The organism is Puniceicoccaceae bacterium, assembly GCA_040224245.1.
GTDB lineage: Bacteria > Verrucomicrobiota > Verrucomicrobiia > Opitutales > JAFGAQ01 > JAKSBQ01.
Genome location: JBEGIR010000090.1, coordinates 16,296 through 40,340 on the forward strand (window position 1 = coordinate 16,296; position 24,045 = coordinate 40,340).

A 24,045-nucleotide genomic window follows, 5' to 3' on the forward strand; every position below is an offset into this window, starting at 1 on the left:
ATCAGCGCAGCACCTGCACCTGAAAACAATGCACCCTGGAGTGACGCTGCGCTAACGTCCACCAGTCTGCATCGATGCGCCCCTGTTCCAGATTTTCAATCTGTTGCGCACCTGCATCGCTGAGGATGCGCAGCATGACAACCCAGCGTTCCGGCACCTCACCCTTCCAATTCACACGGCCTTGAGCAGGATACACCAGTTGCCACTGTCCGTGCCCGTCACGCTGGTAGGCGCGAACCCCAAAATCGATCACATTCGCAGCGATAAGATGCGCATTACCCGGGTGGCGCAACACCGAAGCAGACCAATAAGCAGCCTCCCGCGCTCCTGCAGCCTGATAAGTCGGCGCATCCAGAGCATACCCCGCATCCAATGTATTTCTGGCACTCACCTCCGCTCGCGCTAAAAAATACCGGACAGTGCCAGAGGGACTGACTCGTTTACGCATGATCTGATAACTCACCGCCTTGATTCCACCCGGATCTTCTATGGCTTTCGCACTATCCTGCACAAACCAGCCAATCCTCACACCCGTAAGGCCCCATCGTTCCGATTTCATGTCATCCCTCAGCCGCGCTGCAAAATCCACTTCCAGATGAGCGGGTTTGGCTTCAACCTTCACCGCATCCCATCCTCGTGCAGCCGGGTCACTCACTGGCATTTCAGCCCATACCATGCCCTGCCATCCGGGTTTCTGCCACATTGACTGCAAATCCGATTGCACCCGCTCCTGGATGCGCTCTTGCTCTGCTATCGCTCCAAGTCGCTCAACCGTTCGTATCGAGATGTCCAGGCTCATCGATACCATGCGAATGATCCCGAGCAGCAGCAAAACCGACAGACTCACCGCAACCACGAGTTCCAGCAAGGTGAAACCCTTTTCCCACTCGCCTTTTGCAGATTTCCTCATTGCCGCACGGTAATCCAGAATTGAAAACGATGCTGCCGGGAAAATGCCACTTCGCGACCCCCCGAAGCATCCGCTGTTGGCACCCGGTACGGCCATCGCACAGTCACCTGTAGCACTCGAAGTGTCTGCGAATCCACAAAGTCTGCCGCCTGCGAGTCCCTCACCGGCTCAATCTCGATGCGGTAATACTGCAATGCCTGCGGAATGCCTTGCTCTGCCTGCTCCGGCATCACCCGACTGCCATCCTGTGTCGCCACCCAAATTCGAAGTCCACCATTGTCATCCTGCCAGTGATCAAGCGTTTCGTTCTCCGAATTCAGCCCGATGCTCTCATCCTGAAGCGCAGTTTGAATGGCTGGAATCAGCTGTACGGCATCCATGCGCTGCTGCGCATCCCGAAACCCGCTCAGCGAGCGCGCCATCCAGTTCAACAAGAGCGTCGCCGTCACTGCAAATACCGCCAGAGCCAGAATCACTTCGATCAGGGAAAACCCTTGCCCCCGCCAGCGCGCACTCCTGGGATATCGCGAGCAAGCCCATCTACTCCTCATCCATCCGCTATCCATACGATCTCTCCGCTCGGTTGTATTCTTAAGGTTCTCCAACGCTCTGGACGCACAAAATCCTTACTCAACCCGTCCACCCACGCGCAGGGAGAGAGCGTCAACTGCAGACTCTCAAGCTGCACATCCGACTCCAGATAATCCTGTGTCTCCCACCCGTGAGTCCGACCATCTGCACGAAATTCGATATAGGTGAACTCACGAATTTCCTGCAGCCCAAGTGCCAATTCCATGACGGCTCCATCACTGGAAAATACCGATGTACCTTCCCGTCCATCGAAGGCCCCCGTTCCTTCACCAAGATGGGGAACTACCGCCACACCTTCTGGCAGTGCATGCGCATCCCCCAGCAGCACCCATCGTCCCTGCTGCCACTGAACGAGCCACAACACACTCAGGGAATCCGTGAGCGATGTGCTGGCGTCTACAAGCAGGCGTGTTCGCGCCTGCTTCAACTGCGCCTGATCTCGGGCCTGTGCCAGAAGCATCGCGATCTGTCGTGCGCCAGCATTGAGCTGAACTCGATGATCCGAACGCATTCCCACAAATCCAATGCCTCCCACTATCGCCACGATCAACCCCATCACCAGCACCAGTTCGAAGAGTGTAAATCCCCCGCTTGCCCGGAAATTTACTTTCCCATGCTGCAATGTGAAATCTCTTGCACAAGCCCCTCTCATGGATCCCAGCTCCGGATTTCAGGATATCCTTTCGCCACATCCGGCAGTGCCACCACCGCGACCGACGCATGCACATCATAGCTTTCTACCTGGATTCGCCCATCTCTGTCCCCATCCAGCAGGAGTAACAACGCTGTGTTTTGAAACGCATCGCACAGGGGAGAGTCTTCCGCACCGGGTTCGAGCAGATCCTGTGGACCCGGGCGAAAAAATGCGATCCCGTAGCGATTCAACTCCGCCTCATCCCCTCCGAGCACGGACAGGAACGTAGCCCGGTTTGCCGGTTCGTTGATCGCAAAGACCGTATCGCCCTCTCCCGTCAAAAAGGGCAGATAACCGTATTCCTGCCGAAATCCTTCCACAGCCATTACCCATTGTGCAAACTGAGCACGACTGCGGGCAATCAGGCTCGACTGTCGGGCCGACTGCAGTGCGGGCATCAACAGCGAGAGCAACAACACAAGCACCGCCATGACCACCAACAACTCGAGCAGGGAAAATCCCGCACCCCCATGTTCTCGCTTGCCATTCCTCAATCTTCGCATGCCTACCTTCCGGTTCCTTCCAGGTTGTCACGGTTGAACACATGGTTTCGGTCATACCAGCCCGCCGCGTTCTCAGGCTGCATCAATCCATCGGGGCCACAGGAACACAACACATAGCGACCGTGCTGCCATTGTTCACTGTATGCGTAGTAGATCGCACTGCCCCACCCATCAATCCATGCTGACTCAGCATCGCCATCGAATGCCATCTCTGCCGAAGAAGCAGACAACAGGCGTCTCAGCTTCAACGCACGCTCACTCCGTTCACCCTGATCGATCACAGGGTAATCCCCGGTCCTCAGACGATGCTGCTCCAACATTCCCCGTATACCCGCCAGCACGGCCTCGCTCTCCAGCCGAAGCGTTCGCTTTTTCACGGCATCAATGGCACCACTGCTTAATGCAACCAACACCGAAATGACTGCGATCACCGCAACCAGTTCCAGAATTGTCATACCAGACGGATTCGGACGCAACCAATGGGAAGCATTACAGCCTGGAGGAAAGCCGTGCATGCCTCATTCCCATCTCTGCCGGAGCAATAACCAAGATCCCAATCCTCTCAATTCTGAGCATTCTGAGGGAATGTTTTTCCGCGCGAAGGCAGATTTCCAATTTCCTCGTGAAAGAAAACTTGATTCCTGCAACAGGCTGTGACTATAGTTACGAAGGATGGAGTCCTTCCCTGATGGCACTGGATGCAGTGGTTCCGTGATAACGGCCACCCTTCGTTAACCAGGCAATCGCATTCGCGGGAATGGAGAATCCCCCGCGATGACCGCACTTGACTCCTCCTGATTGACCTTTATCGCCCTGGCAGACCTGCCAACGCATTCACAACCTTTTTCCTGAAGTCGGTGCGGAGTTCGCATGTTCTGTCCGACTTTTCACCACTTTCGCAAACCCACTCATTCATGACACAGGACACGCAATCTGCCACACCTGAAACGACCGTGGTCAACGGAGACAAAGTTACCGTCACCGGTATTCTCGAGCTTTCCAAAAACAAAACCGGTCAGCTCATCGACCCGGCCCGCAATGGCAAGGCCCGCTCCACCGACCCATTCATCAACAAAGAACTCGTACGTCGGTTCAAACTGAAGTCCGGAAATTTTATTGAAGGCATCGCCATTCACGATGACCGCTTCCCCAATCCCAAAGTGCGTTTCATCGAAAAAATCGATGGTCTCTCCGTCGATGACCGCAAAAAGAAACTGCAATTTCAGGAACTCACCACACTCACACCCGACGAACAACTGCGCCTGGAGACCAAGGACGGTCGCATGACCAATCGCGTGATGGACCTGTTCTGCCCCATCGGCAAGGGTCAGCGCGGTCTCATTGTCGCCCCTCCGCGCACGGGCAAGACCACCCTGCTGCATGACATTGCCGCCGGTATTCTCGAAAACAATCCCGAGTGCCACGTCATGGTACTGCTCGTGGACGAGCGCCCGGAGGAAGTCACCGATTTCAAACGCTCCGTTCCTGCAGAGATTTTTGCTTCCTCCAACGACGAACCCATCGAGAGTCATCTCCGCATCGCCGAACTGGCGATTGAGCGCGCGAAACGCCTCGTTGAGATTGGAACGGATGTTGTGTTACTCATTGATTCCATCACCCGTCTCTCGCGTGCATTCAATTCCGCCAAGGGGGGCGGAGGTCGCACCATGACCGGCGGACTTGACATTCGTGCCCTCGAGAAACCCCGTCAGATTTTTTCCAGCGCCCGACTCACCGAAGAAGCGGGCAGTCTCACCATCGTCGCCACGGCCTTGATCGAAACCGGCAGTAAAATGGATGAACTCATTTTTCAGGAGTTCAAGGGAACCGGAAACATGGAAATGGTGCTCGACCGAAAGGTCGCCGAACTTCGACTCTGGCCCGCGATCAATGTCAACGCCTCCGGCACGCGCAAGGAAGAATTACTCATGGATCCGACAACGCTCGAGAAGGTCAGCTTTTTCCGCCGGGCACTGGCCCCTCTCAAGCCCATTGAGTCCGCCGAAACCCTGCTTTCCCGCATGGGAACTGCCCCAACCAACAAGGCGTTTCTAACGCTTCTGCGCATTTAATTTGCCGAAGATTTCACAATCGCACCTTCCGATTCATTGACGCCTTGACAAGTGACTTTGCTCTCAATTACAAATCAAACCTTAGTACCTTGATGAGGGGCCTGTGCCGAGGCATCACATCCAGCGCTAACCTTCGTCTCTGTACACTGCGGGACGAACCCACTCTACAAACCGAAATTACCGCGTCCGATCGTTAATGGAACACCCGTTTGCCGACCAATGTCAGGACCTTGCAGCGTCGCTGCTGGCCAACAATCTCAACGCCATCCAGGAGGATGGAAGCATCCTTCCCTACGAGGGAGAAGATTCCAGACTGGACGAACCGGGCCATGCAGCGCTTGCGATCGGAGAATTCTACCGCGCAACGGGCCAGACCAAGCTTGAGGGCTACGACCTTGTCGACCTCTGCGCCCGGTGCATCACCAATCAGGCATTCACCGATCAGGAAACCGACAACGGGATCGCCTACAGCGGATTGGGCCTGCTCTCCTTCAGTCCTTCCAAGGAGCGCAACCAGGTCTGGGAACGCCTGCTCGACCCCACGCGTGAGCGTCTCGACAAGATGTTGCTCCAGCGCGGCAGCTTCGTTCATGCTGAACAGCCCTACAGCATCGCAAAGGCTGTCACCCGCTTCAGCATGGATCTCACGAAAAAGGATGAAACCGGCAAACTGATTGAAAAGTTCATCAGCACGGTGGAGTCCAATAGCAGCGCGGGTTTCATGGACATCGATCCGGATAATGGAATCGGTGGCTGTTATGACATCGCCGGGGTCAGTTCCTTTGTTTTCATCCGTCAGGCCCTTCAGCTGCACGCCAACATCCATCTGCGCGACCGCAAGCTGCCCAGCCTGCGTACTTTTGTCGAAAAATACCTTCGCATGATTCCGGACCTCACCCGCCTTGATGGCATGGGTTGGGCCTTTGGCGAGGGCACGGGTGCCTACGCACAAATGCACTGCATCAGCCTCATCCTTCAGGCCATGCGTGATGATTGGATCCGCGACGACAAAAAAGCCATCTTTCTCGATATCCTGCGTCGGGTCTTCTACTTCTTCTTCAGCACCTACATCGATCAGGAAACCGGGCAGTTGCTCATCCGTGATGCCGAGCGCACCACCATTTCCCGCCACACCACTCGCATGGCGAATTTTGATGCGGCTCGCTACCTGAGCCAGTGGTCACGCCTCGCCCGCAGCATTTCCGGTTCGATCGATGATGCCAAACCGACCAAACCCAAAAATACCGGTCGTTTCGTGATCTTCGACAAGGCCAACAAGAAGGAACAGGGGTTGTTCATCTATCAGGACTCCTCCAGCGGATTGCTGCTGCAGTTGCCACTGATGCAAAGCCGCAATCCAGAGAGCAGTGATTGCCTCGCGTTCCCCCATTGCCCCGGCATCTTTGACTGGCCCGTCGAGCGCTACCTGCCCGTCATGGTGCCCGAGCTGCGTTTTGGCGAGGTAACCACCCTGCCCTGCTTCTACGGCAAACAGTGCACCACAGGCCTTGGCATGCGCAATTCCTTCTTCTTCAAATACGACCAGCCCGAGCTGATCACGAAGCAGGGAGTCATGGCCAATGGCATTGGCAGTGTGAAGGTGAAATGGACCTTCTCCGGTAACAAGATCCAAAGCGAATTTGTTTACACCGTGAAAAATGTGATCCAGCTGGATTCCATGCGCTATAACCTCTGCCTGGGGCTGCCACACTCGTTCCACACCATGGGAACCTCGTTCAAACTCGGACCTGAAAGCCTGCGGGCCACTGTCATCAAGGATGATTTCCAGGCCGAATGGGCTGCCAATGATGAGGTCACTCATGACCCATCCTATCGTGGTTATTACGGAAAAATCCACTACGTGCAGACTCTGCTGCGCGATCACCCGCTGATCATGCGTCCGGGCATCCAGTATAAACTGATCCTTGAGTTTGAACCCGATGTTCAAATGTTTGAGGAATGATTTCCGATCACGGCGGCCCTGTTACTTTGGGCCGCTTTTTTTGTCTCTGTTTCACAGCTTCAGAACAATTTTCCATCGTCCCAGAACAATGCAAAACGACCACAGGTCACCGCAGCAGCAGCGCTCAATCAAGAGTCGTCCAAGAAGCTTGAGATTTTCCTAAAGTTTATGTTACGCTTCACGATAGTAACTAAAGGTTCATCATCGTTTTACATAACGCGTGCTGAACATAACCCACAACACCCCGACCACTGTGGCACTGAAAATCACACTCAAACCTAACGAGAAAATCTACATCAACGGAGCACTGCTCAGCAACGGGGATCATGCGTCCCAACTCTTCATTGAAAACAAGGTGAGGTTGCTTCGGGAAAAAGAAATCATGACACCCGAACGCGCAAAATCAGTGGCGCAACAGGTGTATCTGACCATTCAGATGATGTATTTTGAACCGGAAAGAGTAAAAATCTTTCACAAAACCTACTGGCAACTTGTTCGCGTCCTGACCGAAGCCGCTCCCAGCATGACTCCGATGATTCATGAAATCAGCGAAAAAATTCTGGTGGAAGAGTACTACAGTGCGCTGAAGCTCACCAAAAAGCTCATTGATTACGAAAAACAGTTGATGGATCATGCCAAGAAATCCAATTAACCCCTACGAAAAAACCCAAAAGGCGACTGTCCCAGGTCGTGATGTTGAGGTCAATGTGCTGGAAAAGGCAGCAGTCATGTTGAAGCGCTGTCAGGAAAACTGGACGGATAACGCCTTCAATCGCGCGCTCGACGATGCCCTGCGCTACAATCAGAAAATATGGGATGTCTTTCAAAACGACTGGCGCAGTCCTGACTGCCAGCTTGAGCGTCCCCTTCGCGAAAATCTGCTCAGCCTCGGAGTCTACGTGCGCAAGGCAACGCTCGACATCATCGCCTATCCCGAAAAGGAAAAATTGAACAGCCTCATCAACATCAACGAAAACCTCGCATCCGGTCTCAAATCACAGCGGGATGCGGAGCGCTCCGAATAACACGCAAAAATTTTTTTGCGCCAGCATCACCAACGGTGAGTTGAGGTCTTGCTCATCTCCTTCTCCAGCAGAGCACCCACGAAACCACCTGCTGCCTCAAACAACAAGTGACAGCCAAGGAGAGTGATACCCTGCGCATTCGCTCCTTCCCTTCATGCGTCGAGGTCAGAAATTCCTCTCCGAATTTTCGAGCTTTTCCATTGATAATTGCAGAGAATTCGGGATGCTGCATGCATGGCAAATGTACTCATCATCGGCGCGGGCGGCGTCGGCCGCGTAGTCACTCACAAATGCGCATCCCTGCCCGAAGTCTTCCATTCCATCTGTCTGGCAAGTCGCACACAGTCCAAGTGTGATGTGATCGCCTCTGAACTTTCGCGCGAGATTCAAACCGCGCAACTTGATGCTGACAATCCGGAGGAAACCGCCGCATTGATTCGCAAGATCGGAGCCGATATCGTCATCAATGTAGCCCTTCCTTATCAGGACCTGGCGATCATGGATGCGTGCCTGGCGACTGGTGCGCAATACGTTGACACCGCAAACTACGAACCCAGGGACGAGGCAAAATTCCACTACGGATGGCAGTGGGCCTATCAGGACCGCTTTGAGAAGGCAGGCATCATGGCCCTGCTCGGATCGGGCTTTGACCCAGGCGTCACCAACGTTTTCACCGCCTGGCTGCACAAGCATGAGTTCGACGAAATTCACACACTCGATATCATCGACTGCAATGCCGGGGATCATGGGCAGGCTTTCGCCACCAACTTCAATCCCGAGATCAACATCCGCGAAATCACACAGCGTGGCAAATTCTGGCAGGATGGCCAATGGGTGGAAACCGACCCACTCTCCGTGAGCAAAACTCACAGCTTTCCCGACGGCATCGGTGACAAAAAAATCTACCTGCTCTATCATGAGGAACTCGAGTCCCTGGTTAAGCACTTTCCAAAAATCCGTCAGGCCCGTTTCTGGATGACCTTTGGGGATGCATACCTGACCCACCTTCGCGTGCTTGAAAATGTCGGCATGACGCGCATCGATCCGGTCAACTACAAGGGAACCCAGGTCATCCCACTCGAATTTCTGAAAGCACTGCTTCCCGATCCCGCAAGTCTGGGTCAGACCACCAAGGGTAAAACCTGTATCGGATGCCTCGTCGAGGGAATCCGGGATGGTGCCCCCAAGAAGGCATTTCTGTATAACATCTGCGACCACGAAGCCTGCTTTCGTGAGGTCAACGCACAGGCGATTTCCTACACCACGGGCGTGCCCGCCATGATCGGTGCCAAAATGATCGCGGAGGGCAAATGGAGCGGCAAGGGTGTTTTCAACATGGAACAGTTTGATCCCGATCCGTTCATGCAGGACCTCAACCAATACGGATTGCCATGGAAGCTCGAGATCTTCAACTGATTTGCCAGCAAACCCCCGAATCCTGCTTCGTCATTCACAAGCAGGCACTTCTGCAGAACCTCGAACGCATTGGCCGCATCTCCCGCGAAAGTCCTGCCAAGGTGCTGCTCGCACTTAAGGGCTACGCCTGCCATGCCACTTTTGATCTCATCCGCCCGTACGTGGCAGGCATCGCCGCAAGCTCACCGCATGAAGCAGAGCTCGGTCTGCGCAAAATGGGGGGGGAACTGCACGCCTACGCCCCGGCATATTCAGACGAAGACATCCGCATCCTCAGCCAATGGGTGGACCACATCGTCTTTAACTCTCGCGAACAACTGCTGCGCTATGCACCTGCCATTCGCGACGCTGAACGCCCCATTGAAATGGCAGTGCGGTTGAATCCGGAACAATCCGAAGCCGATACCGAACTCTATGATCCCAGCGCCAAGGCCTCTCGCCTGGGTATCCAACAACACGAGTGGAACGACGACCTGCTTCCCTGGCTCGACGGCATTCATGTGCACAATCTCTGCGAAAATGACTCGCATGCGCTGGAACGCACCCTACAGGCTCTCGAATCCCGCTTTTCCGCCGTACTGTCAAAGGTAAAATGGATCAACATGGGTGGCGGGCACCTCATCACGCGCAAGGGCTATGATGTCGACCACCTGATCGCACTGCTCAATCGCTGGCATGCGCGCTATGGTCACCAGATCTACCTCGAACCCAGCGAAGCGTTTGGCTGGGGGACCGGTGTGCTCAAAGCGACAGTGCTGGACATCAAACCGGGTGCACCCGGTGATGTTCCCCACGCGATTCTCAACGTATCGGCCACTGCCCACATGCCCGACACGCTGGAGATGCCTTACCGGGCCGAAATTCATGGTGCTGGCAAGCTTGGCGAAAAAACACACGGCTATCGCCTTGGTGGAGTTACCTGTCTCGCTGGTGACCGCATTGGCACCTACTCCTTTGATCAACCGCTTCAGGTGGGAGACTGCGTATTGCTCATGGACATGGCCCACTATACCATGGTGAAAACCAGTTTTTTCAATGGTGTGCAAATGCCCGCCATTGCGATTTTTGACCGCCAGACTCAAAGCACCCGGATCGTGCGTACTTTTGGCTACGAAGACTACGCCAACAAACTCGCCTGACTCACGCTTCCCCGTTGACCCGTTCCCAGCACCCAATCACACTTTCGTTGTATTCGAAACTATGGATAAACAAGCCTTAGCAGCTCAGATCTACCAGACTGCTCACATTCGCGGCAGCTTCAAATTGCGTTCCGGTGCGACCAGTGACCAGTACTTTGACAAGTATCGCTTTGAGAGCAATCCCATGCTTCTCATGGAAATCGCCAAAAAAATGGCGGATCTCATACCCGATGGCACCGAGGTGCTTGCCGGACTGGAAATGGGTGGCATACCAGTGGCAACCCTGCTTTCCCAGCTCACCGGTCTTCCCGTCTGTTTTGTACGCAAGGAACCGAAGCGCTACGGAACCTGCAAATTTGCCGAAGGTTGCGAGATTGAAAAAAAACGCCTTGTGATCATCGAAGATGTCATCACCTCGGGCGGGCAAGCCATCCTGTCGGCAACCGATCTCCGCAAGGCTGGCGCCAAGGTCGAGGACGTCATCTGCGTCATTAACCGGGAACAGGGCGGCCCCGAAAAGATGGCCACTGCAGGACTGCGCCTGCATGCCCTGTTTACTCGAAGCGAACTCGAATCCGCATCCGCATCTGCGTAACATGATCCCTGTTGCACAAACTTCTCAGTTCCTATCCATCATTCTGGTCCCCACCCTCTGAGCACCCATGGACGAAGCCAGCCTCTTTATTCAGGACTTTGCCGTCATCCTGCTTGCCGCAGCGCTTTTCGGCTGGATCGCTCGCAGCCTTAAACAATCCCCGATTGTCGGTTATTTGCTCGCCGGCATCTTCGTAGGCACACCATCGATCACGTTTCCCTATGTAAGCGACCCCGCACGCATTCAGGTATTTTCCCAGCTGGGATTGATTTTTTTGATGTTTTCGATCGGTCTGGGACTGCGCATCCAGCGGTTGCGCGAACTTGGAGCGAAGGTCATCATTGCTACTACCCTGACAGCTCTCATCGTCTTTGATTCCAGTCGCCTGGTAAGTTCCTGGATTGGACTTGGGGCAATGGAGGGCATGTTTCTCGCTGCCATGCTAACGGTCAGCAGTTCGGCCATCATCAGCAAAACGCTGGTCGACGAGGGGCTGAACCACACACGATATGGACAGCTGGGCATGGGCATGACTCTGCTCGAGGATATTGTCGCTGTCGTCATGCTTACCTTTCTGGGCGCGATGGTATCGTCCAACGACAGTGCAAACATGCTCCCGATTCTTGGGCGCACTGTCGGACTTGTCGCCGCCTTCGCCCTGTTGATCATCATGATCGGCATCCTCCTGTTGCCGCGACTGCTGCACCGCTTTGTGAAGACAGGCTCGTCAGAACTTGAGACCATTCTGCTCACGGGTCTGCTGCTGGGCATTGCTTTCACCGCTGTCAAAGCTGGCTACTCGCTGGCACTGGGTGCGTTTCTGCTGGGCATCGTGATCGCAGAAACCTCCCGCTATGCCGCCATTCGACAAACCTTCACCGGATTCAAGGACGTCTTTACCACCGTCTTTTTTGTCGCTATCGGCATGTCCCTGGATATCTCCCAAATCGGTTCAGCACTGCCCCTCATTGCCGTTGGCACCCTGTCCTGCCTGCTGCTGCGCACCCTCTCTGCATGGCTGAGTCTTCTCATTGCCGGCGAGCCATCCCGAATCGCATTGCAGACAGGTTTGGTTGTCGTACCCATGGGGGAGTTTTCGTTCATCATCGCCGCACTGGGTGTAAGCTCGGGAGCACTGTCCCCCACCTACGCCGTCGCCGCTGTTGGGATTTCATTCCTCACCAGTTTGATTTCTCCCACGCTCATCGCTCACGCCCCTGGTATCTCCAATGCACTGCATCGCCCGGAAATGCCACGTTTCTCGCGAATCCTCAACCTTTACCGCGAGTTCTGGATGCGCCTCGGACAAGTTCCTGATCGTTCCCTGCTCTGGAGACTCGCCCGCAAACGTCTGATCCAGATCACGGTCGAAATCATCATCGTCACATCCATTCTGGTCTTTGCCCAGCCTGGTTTCACTGCCGTGACCAGTCTCTGGCCTCTTTCCATCACTCCGGCCCCCTGGCCCAGCGTCATCTATGGATTTGTAGTAGCCGTGCTTTGCCTGGGTTCACTCGTGGCAATCTGGCGAAACATCGCAGCACTCGCCATGCTCATCGCCGACAGCATTTCCAAGGGAAATCGTGATCTTGCACGGTACACGGTCTGGTTTCAGGGATTGTTCAAGATCCTCGCGGCAATCGCTCTGGGAATCTGGCTGCTCAATCTGCTACCATTCGACCGCATTCCCTGGTGGGCCATTCTCGCCAGTCTCACAGCAGTAGGCATCTTCCTGCTTTTGATGCGCAAGAAGATCATTCGCTGGCACAGTCATGTCGAATTTGAGTTGCAGCAAACTGTTGGTCGAAATGCTCCCTCCCATACCGCCCAGTACCTGCAATCTGCGGAGCAATGGGGCATCAAGCTCGATGAAATTACCCTGCCAGTGAACACCGCACTTGCTGGAAAATCCATCGCGCAGGCAGAACTTCGCACTCATACAGGTTGCTCCATCGTCGCGCTTGAACGTCAGGGCTATCCGATTCATTCACCCGGCCCCCAAACCCACCTCTTTCCAGGCGATGTTGTTCTGCTCGCAGGAACCTCTGAGAATCTCAAGAAAGCACGCAAAATGCTCTACGACCCCGCGCACTTTTCATCGGATTCCCTGCACTCCCTGCATTCCGATGTCATGGATGTCTACACCCTGCCCGAGCGTTCGTCCCTGGTCGGAAAATCGCTGGGAGAATTGAACTGGAGTCGTCTTTCCGGCGTTCAGCTGCTCGGCGTCTCCCGCGAGGGTGTGCGCTCACTCTTCCCTTCCCGCGAATTTGTGTTTGAGGTTTCCGATACGCTGTTGCTCTGTGGAAGTCGGGCAGCGCTCGATAACCTAATGCGCGATCTTGACCACACCGTCACTTCCTGAACCCTTTCACGATCTCGTGCGTTCTTCCCTCGCAGGAGTCCACAGTGCGTTTAGTCTTGGCACCCGGCTCGGACTGCATTGTATCAGGAACCGATGCGACGCTTCCACCACGTATTCTTTGATCTCGACGGTACGCTGATCGATCATTTCGACGCGATCCACCAGTCCTTTGTTCACGCTGCACAACAACTCGATCTGGAGCCTCCCAGCTATGATAAGGTCGTTGCAACCGTGGGTGGTTCGGTCCCGGTCACGGCATCCCGATTGTTTCCGAAATCAAACCCGGAAACCGTTGCCACTTTGTTTGAATCCCACTTTGACACCGTGATGTACGACGCCGTCGAGATCAATCACGGCTCCGAATGGTTATTGCAATCCTTGCAGGAAATCGGCATCCGCTGCATAGTTTTCACGAATAAGCGAGGAGATAAGGCACGAGCGATTTGCGAACATCTGGGTCTTTCCCGCTGGCTCACCGGAATTGTGGGAACGGGCGATACCCCTTGGCGCAAGCCCGAGCCGGAATTCACAAGGCATGCATTGCGACAGTTTTCCGCCCAGGTGGAATCAAGCTGCCTCATCGGCGATTCTCCATTCGACGAACAGGCCGCTCTTTGCGTTGGCATGCCCTGCTTTCTCGTTGCCACAGGTTCCCACAGCTTCAAGCACCTTTGCTCCGAGGCACAAAGCCCCGTCTACCCCGAACTTCACTCCATCGGTCGCAAGGTGTTCGATCTAGCCACCTAAGACGAATGATTGTTTTAGATGCTGAACCCAGGATTTGACAAAACACCGTTCGGCAGATGCCGAACTCAAAACGCTCCGATATAATCGGAGCTGCAAAAATCCCGACAAGTCGGGGAACAAAAAGCCTTTTTGTCGCTGTGAAACAGCGTTATGTGGCCCATAGGCCTTATAGGCTGACATTCGCCAGCCGATGTTTCAAAACTCAGTTGTTTAAACCATAAAGGGCATGAGGGTGGTCAGTCCACTGATCAGTGGTAAGCACGATCAACCAGCGAAACCCTTTGGGATTTGTGTGTTTTGTGCCTTTTGTGGTTGAAGTTTTTCATCTGAATTGTGGCACCGTGCAGCGAGCTGCGATGGCGAAGTGGAAATGGTTGATGAGGAAGAATCGATGCTTCGGTTGGATCAGTGTTAGTGAAGGCTGACGCACTGCAGGAGTTGGAACATCGTGCAGCTGCGCTGCGCGCAACAGGTTTTTGTGTGTAGTTTTTGAACCTGTTACTGGGAAAGGTCGAACTGTTGAGGTATTCGAGTGTCCATGGGTCGAAATTTTTCCAAATTCCGCTACGGGGGATCCGATGGCTTTGGGAGGGGCGTGGCGGGCTGGAACGGCGGCTCTCGGCGAGCGGGAACCCTACGCAAGATAGGAAAATCACCATGAGAGAAGATCCATGAGAACGGTATTGGGTTATGGGCGATGGGTCTCGACTCAATTCGAATCTGTGCCCATCTCATAGATCTGTGGTTTAAAAAGAAAGAATTTGAACCAGTTCAGGGCGGAGCTGCAAAAACCCCGACTTCTCGGGTGAAAACAAATTCCTCAAACCTCACAGCTCATCACATCTCAACCTTCGCCATCTCAGCTCCGCTGCAACCAAGCGCGAGCTGGAAGCTCCCGCTACCCTTCAACCATCGCCCATCAGACATCCGCAATCCGCTCGACACCCTCGCTGCATTGTGGTGTCGATCCCCGCTTGCCAAGATCAGCAAACTTTGTGATGCTCGGCCCACCTCATGCCCAATCCACGTGCCACCGAAACTCTCACTGGAGTGCTGGAGAAAATTGTCTACTCCAACGAAGAAAACCACTATTTGGTGGGACAACTTCGCATCGAACAGGCAAATCCGGCCCGCGTGATCACCGTTGCCGGAAATCTGCCCGGCATCCAGTGCGGAGAAACACTCGAACTGACAGGACAGTGGAAACAACACCCCAAATTCGGCATGCAGTTCGCCATTGCCGGATTCAAGTCCAAGCTTCCCGCCAGCACCTACGGCATCCGCAAATATCTCGGCAGTGGTCTGGTGAAGGGCATTGGCAAAACCTATGCAAACAAGATTGTGGATCACTTCGGTGACCGCACGCTCGAGATCATCAGTACCCAGTCTGCACGCCTGCGCGAGGTCGAAGGCATCGGTGCCCAACGCGCGAAGTCCATCAAACAGGCATGGGACGAACAGCAGGTCTACCGCGAGGTCATGATCTTCCTGCAGACTCACAACGTTTCCAATGCCCAATGCATTCGCCTGGTCAAACGCTACGGCGGTGAAACCATTCGCATCCTTCAAGACAATCCCTATATCCTCGCCAAAGAAATTGACGGCATCGGCTTCCTCACCGCTGACAAAATCGCGCACAATCTGGGCATTCCCACCGACTCCAGCCAACGTGTTCAGGCTGGGCTCTTTCATGTGATGGATGAGGCTTCGCAAAATGGCCATACCTGCCTGCCGCTCGAAACCGTGGTGCAACGTGCGCTTGAATTGCTGCAGATCGATGAACCGCTGATCCAAAATGTGCTGCAGCAGCTCATTCGCACCCGCGAGTTGCGCTTTCCCCGCAATGAAGTGATCCAGCTGCCACCTCTCTTCCAGCACGAAGCCAGCATTGCAAAGGCAATCCGGGGACTCATGCAATCGGACAGCCGACTCCCCTCCATCAAGTCGGAAATCGCGGTAGACTGGTTCGAGGAAAAAACGGGACTCTGGCTCGCCCCCGCCCAGCGCGAGGCCATCCTTACCTCACTCGCTGCAAAGGTTTCCATCATCACTGGCGGTCCTGGCACCGGTAAAACCACCCTACTGCGGGGCATTGTTTCCATTCTCAAGGCAAAAAAAGTCAAGGTCGTGCTCGCCTCGCCCACGGGTCGCGCCGCCAAACGTCTGCAGGAGGCCACAGGTGGATTCGCCCAAACGATTCACCGCCTGCTGGGTTACGACCCCAGCAAGGGTGGATTTCTTGCCAATGAATCCAACCCACTGCGCGCGGATTTCATCGTTGTCGATGAAGCCAGCATGCTCGACAGTTACCTCGCCGCAAGTTTGTTCAAGGCAATTCCGTGGAGTGCTCACCTGCTTCTGGTGGGTGACACTGATCAGCTTCCCTCCGTCGGTTGCGGCAACGTATTGGCCGATTTGATCAGCAGTCGACAGGTTTCCGTCACGCGCCTTCAGTACATTTACCGCCAGAGCAAGGGAAGCCAAATCTCTGCTGTTGCTCACGGTATTCTTGAGGGAACCGTGAAGACTGGTCGCCTGGTGGATCGCATCGACCTCATTCAGCCTGAGGATGAAATCTGCTTCATTCGCTGCGAAACCCCCGAAGATCTGATCGACAAAACAGTTGAGCTGGTGAATCACAAGCTCCCGCAACTCCTGCCCGCTCAGATCGTGAGGGACTGCCAGATTCTGGCACCGCTGCACAAGGGCATTGCAGGAACTCAAAACCTCAACGCTGTGCTTCAGAACGCGCTCAACCCCTCCCAACGCGAGGTGCGATCCGGATACGAGGTCTTTCGCGTGAAGGATCGCATCATCCAGACACGCAACAACTACGACAAATCTGTCTTCAATGGTGACATTGGCACGATCATGCATATTGATCCCGAAACGGGAAGTGTGCGGGCGGAGTTTGATGGCAACCTGGTAGAATACGAGCGCTCGGAGCTGGGTGAATTCCAGCTCGCCTATGCAATCACAATCCACAAGAGCCAGGGCAGCGAATACCCCGTTGTGCTGATCCCACTCATGAAACAGCACTTTGTGATGCTCGAACGCAACCTTGTCTATACCGCCATCACACGAGGCAAACAACGGGTCTACCTGCTCGGCCAGGTTGATGCCTACGCCATGGCCATAAAAAATCTCAAAACCCGTGATCGCTGCACCCATCTCGTGCCGCATCTACTCGGAGTTGACGGGCTGGAATCCACCTGAAAGGAACCCGTCAGTCGATGGGTTGAGTGCGACCAAGATTGATCGCAATGCGCAGGTTTTCGCGTTCGATCAACCCACCCTTTCTGCTGCCATACACGAGGGCGCGGAGTACTTCACTCAACTCTGCGTAGTTGCCCGGCCAGTCATACTCCAGCAGCAGATCCTGAGCGTCCTGGGCCAATTGAACCGGTGACTGCAGATCGCGCTCTGCTGAGTAGGCCTTCAACAACTCAACTGTGAAATACGCCAAATCCGCAAGGCGATTGCACAGGGGTGGTACCACAAACAGAGCAGACTTGCAGCGTTCAGCCAGGGCTTCAGGATACACAATGCCTTCTTCAAACGGGTCAAATCCGTCCATGATGACCAGCAGCTTTGAATCCGGAAATGCCGGATTTTCTAAAAAGCGCAGCAGGCGGGTTTCCATCACCGCATCCAGAGTTGGACTGATGCGCAAAAGCAGCAATTCCGGTCGAATCGCCGTGCGACTGAGCATGACCATCCACTCGTTGAGCACCGATTCTTCCAGCATGGAGGGTTCCAACGACAAAATCGCTGCACTGTCGATTCCGCGCTCCTTCGCATACTCTTTCACAAGCAGCAGATATTCGCTGCCAACTGCACCCGCGAGAAACAGTGGATCACTTCGATCCCATGTCTCAAGAAAGCGCTCTACAATCAGGCGTGTGTTTTCAGACTGTTCACAAAAATAGTGCATGGTAGGAAGTGAGCGTCACGCGGAATAACAGCTCCTCACAGCCTGTTCATTTCGAGGGGAGTTGCAAGTGACAACTTTCATGAAACCCCGTGCTCCAACCACCGCATGACTCACAACTGCTCACGCGGGCGCGGGTTTGCAATCCAGGTGTAGGCAAGCGGGATCACATAAAGAGTCAAAAACGAACCCAGCGCAAGACCACCGATCACAGCAATGCCCAGTGAGGTTCGGCTCTCTGCGCCCGCACCCACTGCAAGGGCGACTGGCAATGTGCCCAGAATCGTCGATGTCGTGGTCATCAAAATCGGCCGGAAACGCTGTGCAGCTGCCTGACGTGCCGCATCCATCAGGGACATTCCCTGATCGCGCAGTTGGTTGGCAAACTCGACCACCAGGATGCCGTTTTTGGTCACGAGTCCGATCAGCATGATCAACCCAATCTGGGAAAAAATGTTCAGGCGCTGGTCCAGTAAATAGAGTGCCAGCAATCCACCCGCCAGTGCCAGTGGAACCGTGATCATGATGATCAGCGGGGTGCGGAAGCTCTCAAATTGTGCCGCCAAGACCAGATAGACCAGCATCAGGGAAAAGACAAAAACATAGGCCAAGGTGGAACCCGTTTCCGTAAACTCGCGCGCCTGTCCCGCCAGTTCGGTGGTGAAGGTTTCGTCCAGCACTTCGTCGGCCACCTCACGCATGGCGGCAATCGCATCCGCGATCGTATAGCCATCCGCAATCGTTGCCGAAAACGTCGCCGATGGAAAACGGTTGTAGCGGAAGAGCACAGGGGCAGCGCTGATCTCTTCAAAGGACACCAGGTTTGTGATCGGGATCAGCTCCCCCGAGTCCGAACGCACTTCAAGCATGCTCACGTCAAACGGGGTCTGACGATCCTCACGCTGGAACTGCCCAACCACTTCATACTGCTCCCCATCTTTCACAAAAAAACCATAGCGCTGCCCGCTGAATGAGGCCTGAATCGTATCTGCGATGGTGCGCGCACTCACTCCAATCGCTTCGGCACGATCGCGATCCACTTCCACACTGATTTCCGGCTGCGTGAATTCGAGGTTCACGCTCACCGAAGTCAACACAGGGTGCTGGCGTGCACGATCAAGCAACTCCGGTATCACTTCCCTCAGTTTTCCCCCATCTGTATTCTGCACGACAAATTGCATGGGTGCCCCACGACCACCAGCCTGGATTGTCGGCGGAGACTGCACACGGACGGTTGCCTCCGGCAGCTCCGCCATTGCCAGCGTCAACGCATTGGCGATCTGCAGCTGGCTTCGCTCTCGTTCAGATGAGGGACCCAGCACGATACGGGAGAAACCCGAGTTTACCGTGCTACCCCCGCCAAATCCCGGGGACGTCACCGACAGAGAAGCCACTCGTTCGGGAACCTCGCGCTCGATGATCGCATCGATCTCGTCCATGGTGTCGATCATGTATCGATATCCAACACCAGGTTGTGCATTCGCCTGCAGCACCAACAGGTTGCGATCTTCGATCGGTGCCAGTTCCTTTGGCAACAGCAACCCCACAACCGGAATGAGCAGCAGGCAACTGGCAACGACCACTGCCGCTGGGATTGAGGTGCTCATGAACAGGCGTAGGGTGCGTTCATAGCTGCGATTCAACCATTGAAACATGGGTTCCGTGATGCGATATGCCCACGGCATGCGGTCATGCTTCTTGAGCACGCGTGAACAGAGCATCGGGGTCAGCGTCAATGCGATGAAGGACGAAAGGATCACGGCCCCGGCCAGAGTAACTCCAAACTCCTTGAACAATGCCCCCGTCACTCCCCCCAAAAACAGAATCGGCGCAAACACCGACGCCAGTGCAAGCGTGGTCGCAACCACCGCAAGGAAGATTTGCTGGATGCCACGGATCGCCGCCTCCTGTGCCTGCTCCCCGTCTTCAATGCGACGATAGATGTTTTCGAGCACAACGATGGCATCATCCACCACCAATCCGATCGCAAGCACCAAGCCAAGCAGGGTCAAGGTGTTGATTGAAAATCCAGCAAGATTCAGCAGAAAAAAGGTGCCCACCAGCGCGATCGGGATCGTCAGCAAGGGGATGAAGGTCGAGCGCACTTCCCGCAGAAAGATGAAAATCGTCAAACATACCAGTATACCCGAAAAGATCAGGGTCTGCCTGACTTCCGCGATACTGTCTCGAATGAACTGGCTGGTATCAAAGCCGATTCCCAGTCGAATGTCTTCTGGCAGATCCGAACGCAGCAGCTCGAGGCGGCGGTAAAATTCGTCCACAATCGCAATTTCATTCGCATTTGCCTGCGGGCGGATCACCACCCCGACCATGGGAATTCCGTTTCGCTTGAGCACAGTTCGCTCGTCGAGCGGTCCCAGCTCAGCATAGCCGATGTCGCGCAGGCGCACCACTCGATCCCCCACCCGTCGAATCACACGATTTTCAAAAACCAGTGGATCATCTCCCAGGCGAGTCAGTGTGCGTAGGTTTACATCCACGTCGCGCCCTTCCAGGCGGCCGCTCGGTAATTCCACATTGGCATCTGCAAAGGCACGCCGCACGTCAAGCGCGTTCACACCGTGAGCTGCCATGCGCTCAGGGTCGAGCCACAGCCGCATCGCATACTCCTTGGACCCCCAGATGTCCACGCGTCCAACTCCGCTGATGGTCTCAAAGCGCGGTTTAAATACATTGTCCGCGATGGCGGTCAGCTCCAGCAAGTCGCGCTGATCACTGCTGACATTCAGAAAAACAATGGGGTCGCCGTCGGCATCTGCCTTGCGCACGGTGGGCGGATCTGCATCGGGCGGCAGCCGGCCCATCGATGCCGCCACGCGGTCACGAATGTCATTGGCTGCGCGGTCAATGTCCTCCCCCAGTTCAAACTCCACCGATATCGTCGACCTTCCCTCCCGGCTGCTGGAAGTCATGGTGCGAATGCCCGGCACCGTGTTGATCTGCTCCTCCAGCACCTCCGTGATCTGGCTTTGCATCACACTTGCATTGGCTCCGGGATACCCAGCCTGCACGGAAATAATCGGTCGCTCATTCTGCGGCAGTTCACGGACGCCCAGTCTGGACAAACCCGCCAAACCGAAGACCACCACCGTAATCGACAGCACGATCGTGAAGACCGGGCGATGAATGCTGACAGAACTCAGGCTCATGGCTCAAGGGTTTGTTCGATCACGGTGTCCGAGGAGGATACCACCCGCACGCTTGCTCCATTTCGCACACTCTGGGTTCCCTCAACGATGAGCATCTCTCCTTCGCTCAGTCCACTGAGCACTTCCACTGCTGTCGGCGTGCGCTCGCCAATCTCCACCACACGACGCTCTGCCTTGCCATCACTCACCACAAACACCGCCACATCCAGCAGGCCACGCACCACTGCTGTCGCTGGCACCAGCACCGAATCGGGTGTTGTGATGTTCACCTGGACGCGCGCAAATCCTCCCGGTTGCAATGCACCCTCCGGATTCGGAAACACGCCACGCACCGTTACCGTACGCGTCGCGGAGTCGATACGCGGATCCAGGCGAAACACGCTACCCTCGTAAGTCTGTTCGTCTCCGGAAATTCTTGCCGCCACCGGAACCCCCTCACGCACGTAGTTGCGAAAGCGTTCAGAAACCGGAAAATCAATCAGAATAGGATCTATCGACTGCAGGGTGGAAATGCGCATGCCGGGTTGCAGCGATGCGCCCAGACTGATCTCGCGAAACCCAAGCTTGCCTGAAAAGGGAGCTACGATGCGGTATTTTTCGATGCGCGCCTTCAAGTTCTCCAGCTGCGCGGCGAGCACGTTCTTCCGGCTAAGCGCCTCGTCGAGATCCCGCTGCGGGATGCCTTCACTCTGCCAGAGCACCTGCAAACGATCCGCATTGAGCGTAGCCAGCTCGAGTTCCTCCTGCACCGCTCTTGCCTGTGCCTGAGGCTCCCGATCATCCAGGGTTACCAGAAGATCTCCGGTCTGCACGACATCCCCATCTTCAAAATGAATATTCGCCACTCGCCCTGCTACCTCGGATGTGATTTCGATGAACTCCCTGGCGCGGATGGTGCCGTTAAACACCAGCCTGCGCTCAAAACTGCTCGCTTGCACCTGCCAGGTACGGACCGGAGTCGCCATGCTCGCAGCACCTTGGGAGGAGCGCTGCGGTCCAGAGGACTTTTCCTGCTGCTCACCCCAAAATGCCCATGCCGCAAATGCGATCACGGCAACTCCCAGCAACAGGGAAGCGAAGATCAGAATCGTTCGAAATGCTTTCACAATAGAGATACCTTCGAGTCAACGCATGGATTGATCACCTGATTGCCAAGAACTTCCTGACCACCGGTTCCGAATTACCGATGAAAGGCAACGGCAAGTCGATTCAATTCACTCTACCCCAGTCCCTCAGGATTATCCCTTCCGCATGCACTCTGCACCGCCTTGCGGTGTTTCCATCAACTGCAAGTCCTTTCAGGTATGCATGACCGCGTGGTGTGAGTTCATACCCAGACTCAAGACTGAGGGTCAGTCCAATGTTCTTGAGCTTCCGAATATTTCCTTTCAACCAAGCTTTCTCAACCCCCGCTTTCGCGGCTAACTCACCCGCCCGAAGCATCGGATACGTCTCGATCAGTTTCAGGAAGCGCAGTGTCCAGTCTCCGTGACGGGAAGCCTTATCCAGACGATGAAATTTTTCGGTAATGCTCCGAAGATCATCGTCATGCAAATCCGCATCTTCACGCAGGGCAATTCTGGGATCCGCTCCGGCATAGGCCAGGCGAATGCGATAAAGGGTACCAGCACGAGTGTTCAACTCACTTAACAGCGCGTCCACATCGCTATATCCCGCCTGCTGCGCATCCTGTTGCGTGATTTCGCTCTCATCGCAAAGGCTAACCTCTGTGATGGCGAGCAAGCCTATTGCAGTTTTGAGCTGACTACCCGATTTCACCGATTGTCGCTTCCATCGGCGAAAGGCGAGCGTGACTTCGCCCGACTTGATTTGTTCGAGGACTGGCTTGCGAATCAGCATGTTTGCTCTGTTCTTGCGTCGAAAAAGCGCCGTTTGCCGCATACTGGGTGTTGTCAAACCCCGCAGACGACAATGTGTATGAGTTTGTCCACGGGTTCGCCCGTATTGCTCAAGCCCTTTTCCTGATACTGACACGTCTCAAGGATTTGAAAACCAGAGCAGCGCAGCAGCTCAATGGCTTCCGCTTCATCATAGAGCCTAAACCCATATGGAGCAAACGGAAGATTTTTCATAAAAGAACGATCACCGAAGGCCATGCAAAACCGACTCGCAGGTTTCATGACCCGAGAGATTTCTGCGAGGTGATCCGCAGGTTTTTCCCAAAAGTACAGGGTGTGAACGGCCAACACTTTATCAAATCGCTTCGCTTGAAAGGGAAGCCGATCAGAACTGCCCTGCTGAAAGTGTGCCCTCCCTGTTTTCACCAAATGTGCATTGAGGTCGTTGAACCTTAAAAACTCGCAGAAGGCGCTGGAATGGACTGGAACGACCCACGAAGGGTTGCCCCTTGGTTTCGGATTGCACCAAGGAAGTCCAATATCGCTCGATACAAGCCACTTCGAATCAGTACAAAAAGACGCTTGCGCACACCACTTCGCCAAGTGGCTTCGAGGCACATAGTCCACATCTTCAAATTCCAAGCCATCGCTGCCAAGTATGCATTGGTCACACTGCCAAGATTCCATTTGAGGTAACATCTGGTCATGCGATGATGCTTCGTTGTAGGTTTCATTTTTGAGTGCTTCTTGGGATAAAACCGTCGAATTACACTCAAAAAACTGGGCATATTCTTGACTTAAGCAATTACAGAATAAGAACTTATGATATTTCTAAGAGTCAACGAACTCGTCACAGATTCAGCTTTTTTAAAGTCGAGGGGGAAGCCTACGGGACGCTTACATTGCAACTAACTCCCAAAATTGACGTTCAAGAACGCACCCGAATCGCGGAAATGGAAGAGTCCCCAAAATTGTTAAAACTTTGAGGTGGTTTCCCGCCCCCAAGCGACCAAGCTTGGAGGCAGCAAAACTAACAAGAGAAGGAAACCACCATGGAAAAAAGTG

At 54.6% G+C, this 24,045-nt stretch carries 20 protein-coding genes; 10 read left to right on the forward strand and 10 right to left on the reverse strand.

Features of this window, described 5'->3' with window-relative positions; translation table 11 throughout:
• Position 1: 1 nt before the first annotated feature.
• The 5 genes from ABQ298_15300 to ABQ298_15320 are packed head-to-tail and all read right to left on the reverse strand — an operon-like array spanning position 2 to position 3,213.
• The gene (locus tag ABQ298_15300; protein ID MEQ9825750.1) at positions 2-910 is read right to left on the reverse strand and encodes a prepilin-type N-terminal cleavage/methylation domain-containing protein; all 909 of its coding nucleotides are present in this window, start codon (positions 908-910) and stop codon (positions 2-4) included.
• Positions 907-1,461 (reverse strand): type II secretion system protein, encoded by a 555-nt coding sequence (locus ABQ298_15305; GenBank protein MEQ9825751.1) that lies wholly within the window; start codon positions 1,459-1,461, stop codon positions 907-909. Before ABQ298_15305 ends, ABQ298_15300 begins: the two co-directional genes overlap by 4 nt.
• Positions 1,458-2,153 (reverse strand): hypothetical protein, encoded by a 696-nt coding sequence (locus ABQ298_15310; protein MEQ9825752.1) that lies wholly within the window; start codon positions 2,151-2,153, stop codon positions 1,458-1,460. The genes ABQ298_15305 and ABQ298_15310 overlap by 4 nt, the downstream gene beginning before the upstream one ends.
• Positions 2,150-2,698 carry a prepilin-type N-terminal cleavage/methylation domain-containing protein gene (locus ABQ298_15315; protein MEQ9825753.1) on the reverse strand — a complete coding sequence of 183 codons (549 nt, stop codon included), beginning with the start codon at positions 2,696-2,698 and terminating at the stop codon, positions 2,150-2,152. Before ABQ298_15315 ends, ABQ298_15310 begins: the two co-directional genes overlap by 4 nt.
• Positions 2,699-2,700: 2 nt before the next feature.
• On the reverse strand, positions 2,701-3,213 hold the full coding sequence (locus tag ABQ298_15320; GenBank protein ID MEQ9825754.1) for a type II secretion system protein: 513 nt from the start codon (positions 3,211-3,213) through the stop codon (positions 2,701-2,703).
• Between the two features lie 399 nt (positions 3,214-3,612).
• Here ABQ298_15320 and rho point away from each other — a divergent pair, with 399 nt between their 5' ends.
• The 10 genes from rho (at position 3,613) to ABQ298_15370 (ending at position 17,236) form a co-directional block, all read left to right on the forward strand.
• Positions 3,613-4,770 carry a transcription termination factor Rho gene (gene rho, locus ABQ298_15325; GenBank protein ID MEQ9825755.1) on the forward strand — a complete coding sequence of 386 codons (1,158 nt, stop codon included), beginning with the start codon at positions 3,613-3,615 and terminating at the stop codon, positions 4,768-4,770.
• A 196-nt stretch (positions 4,771-4,966) separates the two neighbouring features.
• Complete coding sequence (locus ABQ298_15330) at positions 4,967-6,733, forward strand: hypothetical protein (GenBank protein ID MEQ9825756.1); 1,767 nt, start codon at positions 4,967-4,969, stop codon at positions 6,731-6,733.
• A 220-nt stretch (positions 6,734-6,953) separates the two neighbouring features.
• A complete protein-coding gene (locus ABQ298_15335; GenBank protein ID MEQ9825757.1) occupies positions 6,954-7,385 on the forward strand; it encodes a flagellar biosynthesis repressor FlbT in 432 nt (143 codons plus the stop codon).
• Entirely contained in the window at positions 7,366-7,758 is a 393-nt protein-coding gene (flaF, locus tag ABQ298_15340) for a flagellar biosynthesis regulator FlaF (GenBank protein ID MEQ9825758.1), read from the forward strand. The genes ABQ298_15335 and flaF overlap by 20 nt, the downstream gene beginning before the upstream one ends.
• A gap of 234 nt (positions 7,759-7,992) precedes the next feature.
• Complete coding sequence (locus tag ABQ298_15345; protein ID MEQ9825759.1) at positions 7,993-9,174, forward strand: saccharopine dehydrogenase family protein; 1,182 nt, start codon at positions 7,993-7,995, stop codon at positions 9,172-9,174.
• Positions 9,150-10,313: a carboxynorspermidine decarboxylase gene (gene nspC / locus ABQ298_15350; GenBank protein MEQ9825760.1), complete on the forward strand. Its 1,164-nt coding sequence runs from the start codon at positions 9,150-9,152 to the stop codon at positions 10,311-10,313. The genes ABQ298_15345 and nspC overlap by 25 nt, the downstream gene beginning before the upstream one ends.
• Positions 10,314-10,374: 61 nt before the next feature.
• The gene (pyrE, locus tag ABQ298_15355; protein MEQ9825761.1) at positions 10,375-10,908 is read left to right on the forward strand and encodes an orotate phosphoribosyltransferase; all 534 of its coding nucleotides are present in this window, start codon (positions 10,375-10,377) and stop codon (positions 10,906-10,908) included.
• 67 nt (positions 10,909-10,975) lie between these two features.
• Positions 10,976-13,273, forward strand: coding sequence for a cation:proton antiporter (locus tag ABQ298_15360; GenBank protein ID MEQ9825762.1), 2,298 nt, complete (start codon positions 10,976-10,978; stop codon positions 13,271-13,273).
• 93 nt (positions 13,274-13,366) lie between these two features.
• Entirely contained in the window at positions 13,367-14,020 is a 654-nt protein-coding gene (locus ABQ298_15365; GenBank protein MEQ9825763.1) for an HAD family hydrolase, read from the forward strand.
• Positions 14,021-15,034: 1,014 nt separating this feature from the next.
• Entirely contained in the window at positions 15,035-17,236 is a 2,202-nt protein-coding gene (locus ABQ298_15370) for an ATP-dependent RecD-like DNA helicase (protein ID MEQ9825764.1), read from the forward strand.
• 10 nt (positions 17,237-17,246) lie between these two features.
• On the opposite strand, the gene ABQ298_15375 is transcribed toward ABQ298_15370, so the two are convergent.
• The 5 genes from ABQ298_15375 to ABQ298_15395 form a co-directional block, all read right to left on the reverse strand.
• Positions 17,247-17,954, reverse strand: coding sequence for a hypothetical protein (locus tag ABQ298_15375; protein MEQ9825765.1), 708 nt, complete (start codon positions 17,952-17,954; stop codon positions 17,247-17,249).
• A gap of 110 nt (positions 17,955-18,064) precedes the next feature.
• A complete protein-coding gene (locus ABQ298_15380) occupies positions 18,065-21,121 on the reverse strand; it encodes an efflux RND transporter permease subunit (protein MEQ9825766.1) in 3,057 nt (1,018 codons plus the stop codon).
• Positions 21,118-22,227, reverse strand: coding sequence for an efflux RND transporter periplasmic adaptor subunit (locus ABQ298_15385; GenBank protein ID MEQ9825767.1), 1,110 nt, complete (start codon positions 22,225-22,227; stop codon positions 21,118-21,120). The genes ABQ298_15380 and ABQ298_15385 overlap by 4 nt, the downstream gene beginning before the upstream one ends.
• A gap of 103 nt (positions 22,228-22,330) precedes the next feature.
• Positions 22,331-22,981: an ASCH domain-containing protein gene (locus tag ABQ298_15390; GenBank protein MEQ9825768.1), complete on the reverse strand. Its 651-nt coding sequence runs from the start codon at positions 22,979-22,981 to the stop codon at positions 22,331-22,333.
• A gap of 53 nt (positions 22,982-23,034) precedes the next feature.
• The gene (locus ABQ298_15395) at positions 23,035-23,679 is read right to left on the reverse strand and encodes a methyltransferase domain-containing protein (GenBank protein MEQ9825769.1); all 645 of its coding nucleotides are present in this window, start codon (positions 23,677-23,679) and stop codon (positions 23,035-23,037) included.
• Positions 23,680-24,045: the final 366 nt, after the last annotated feature.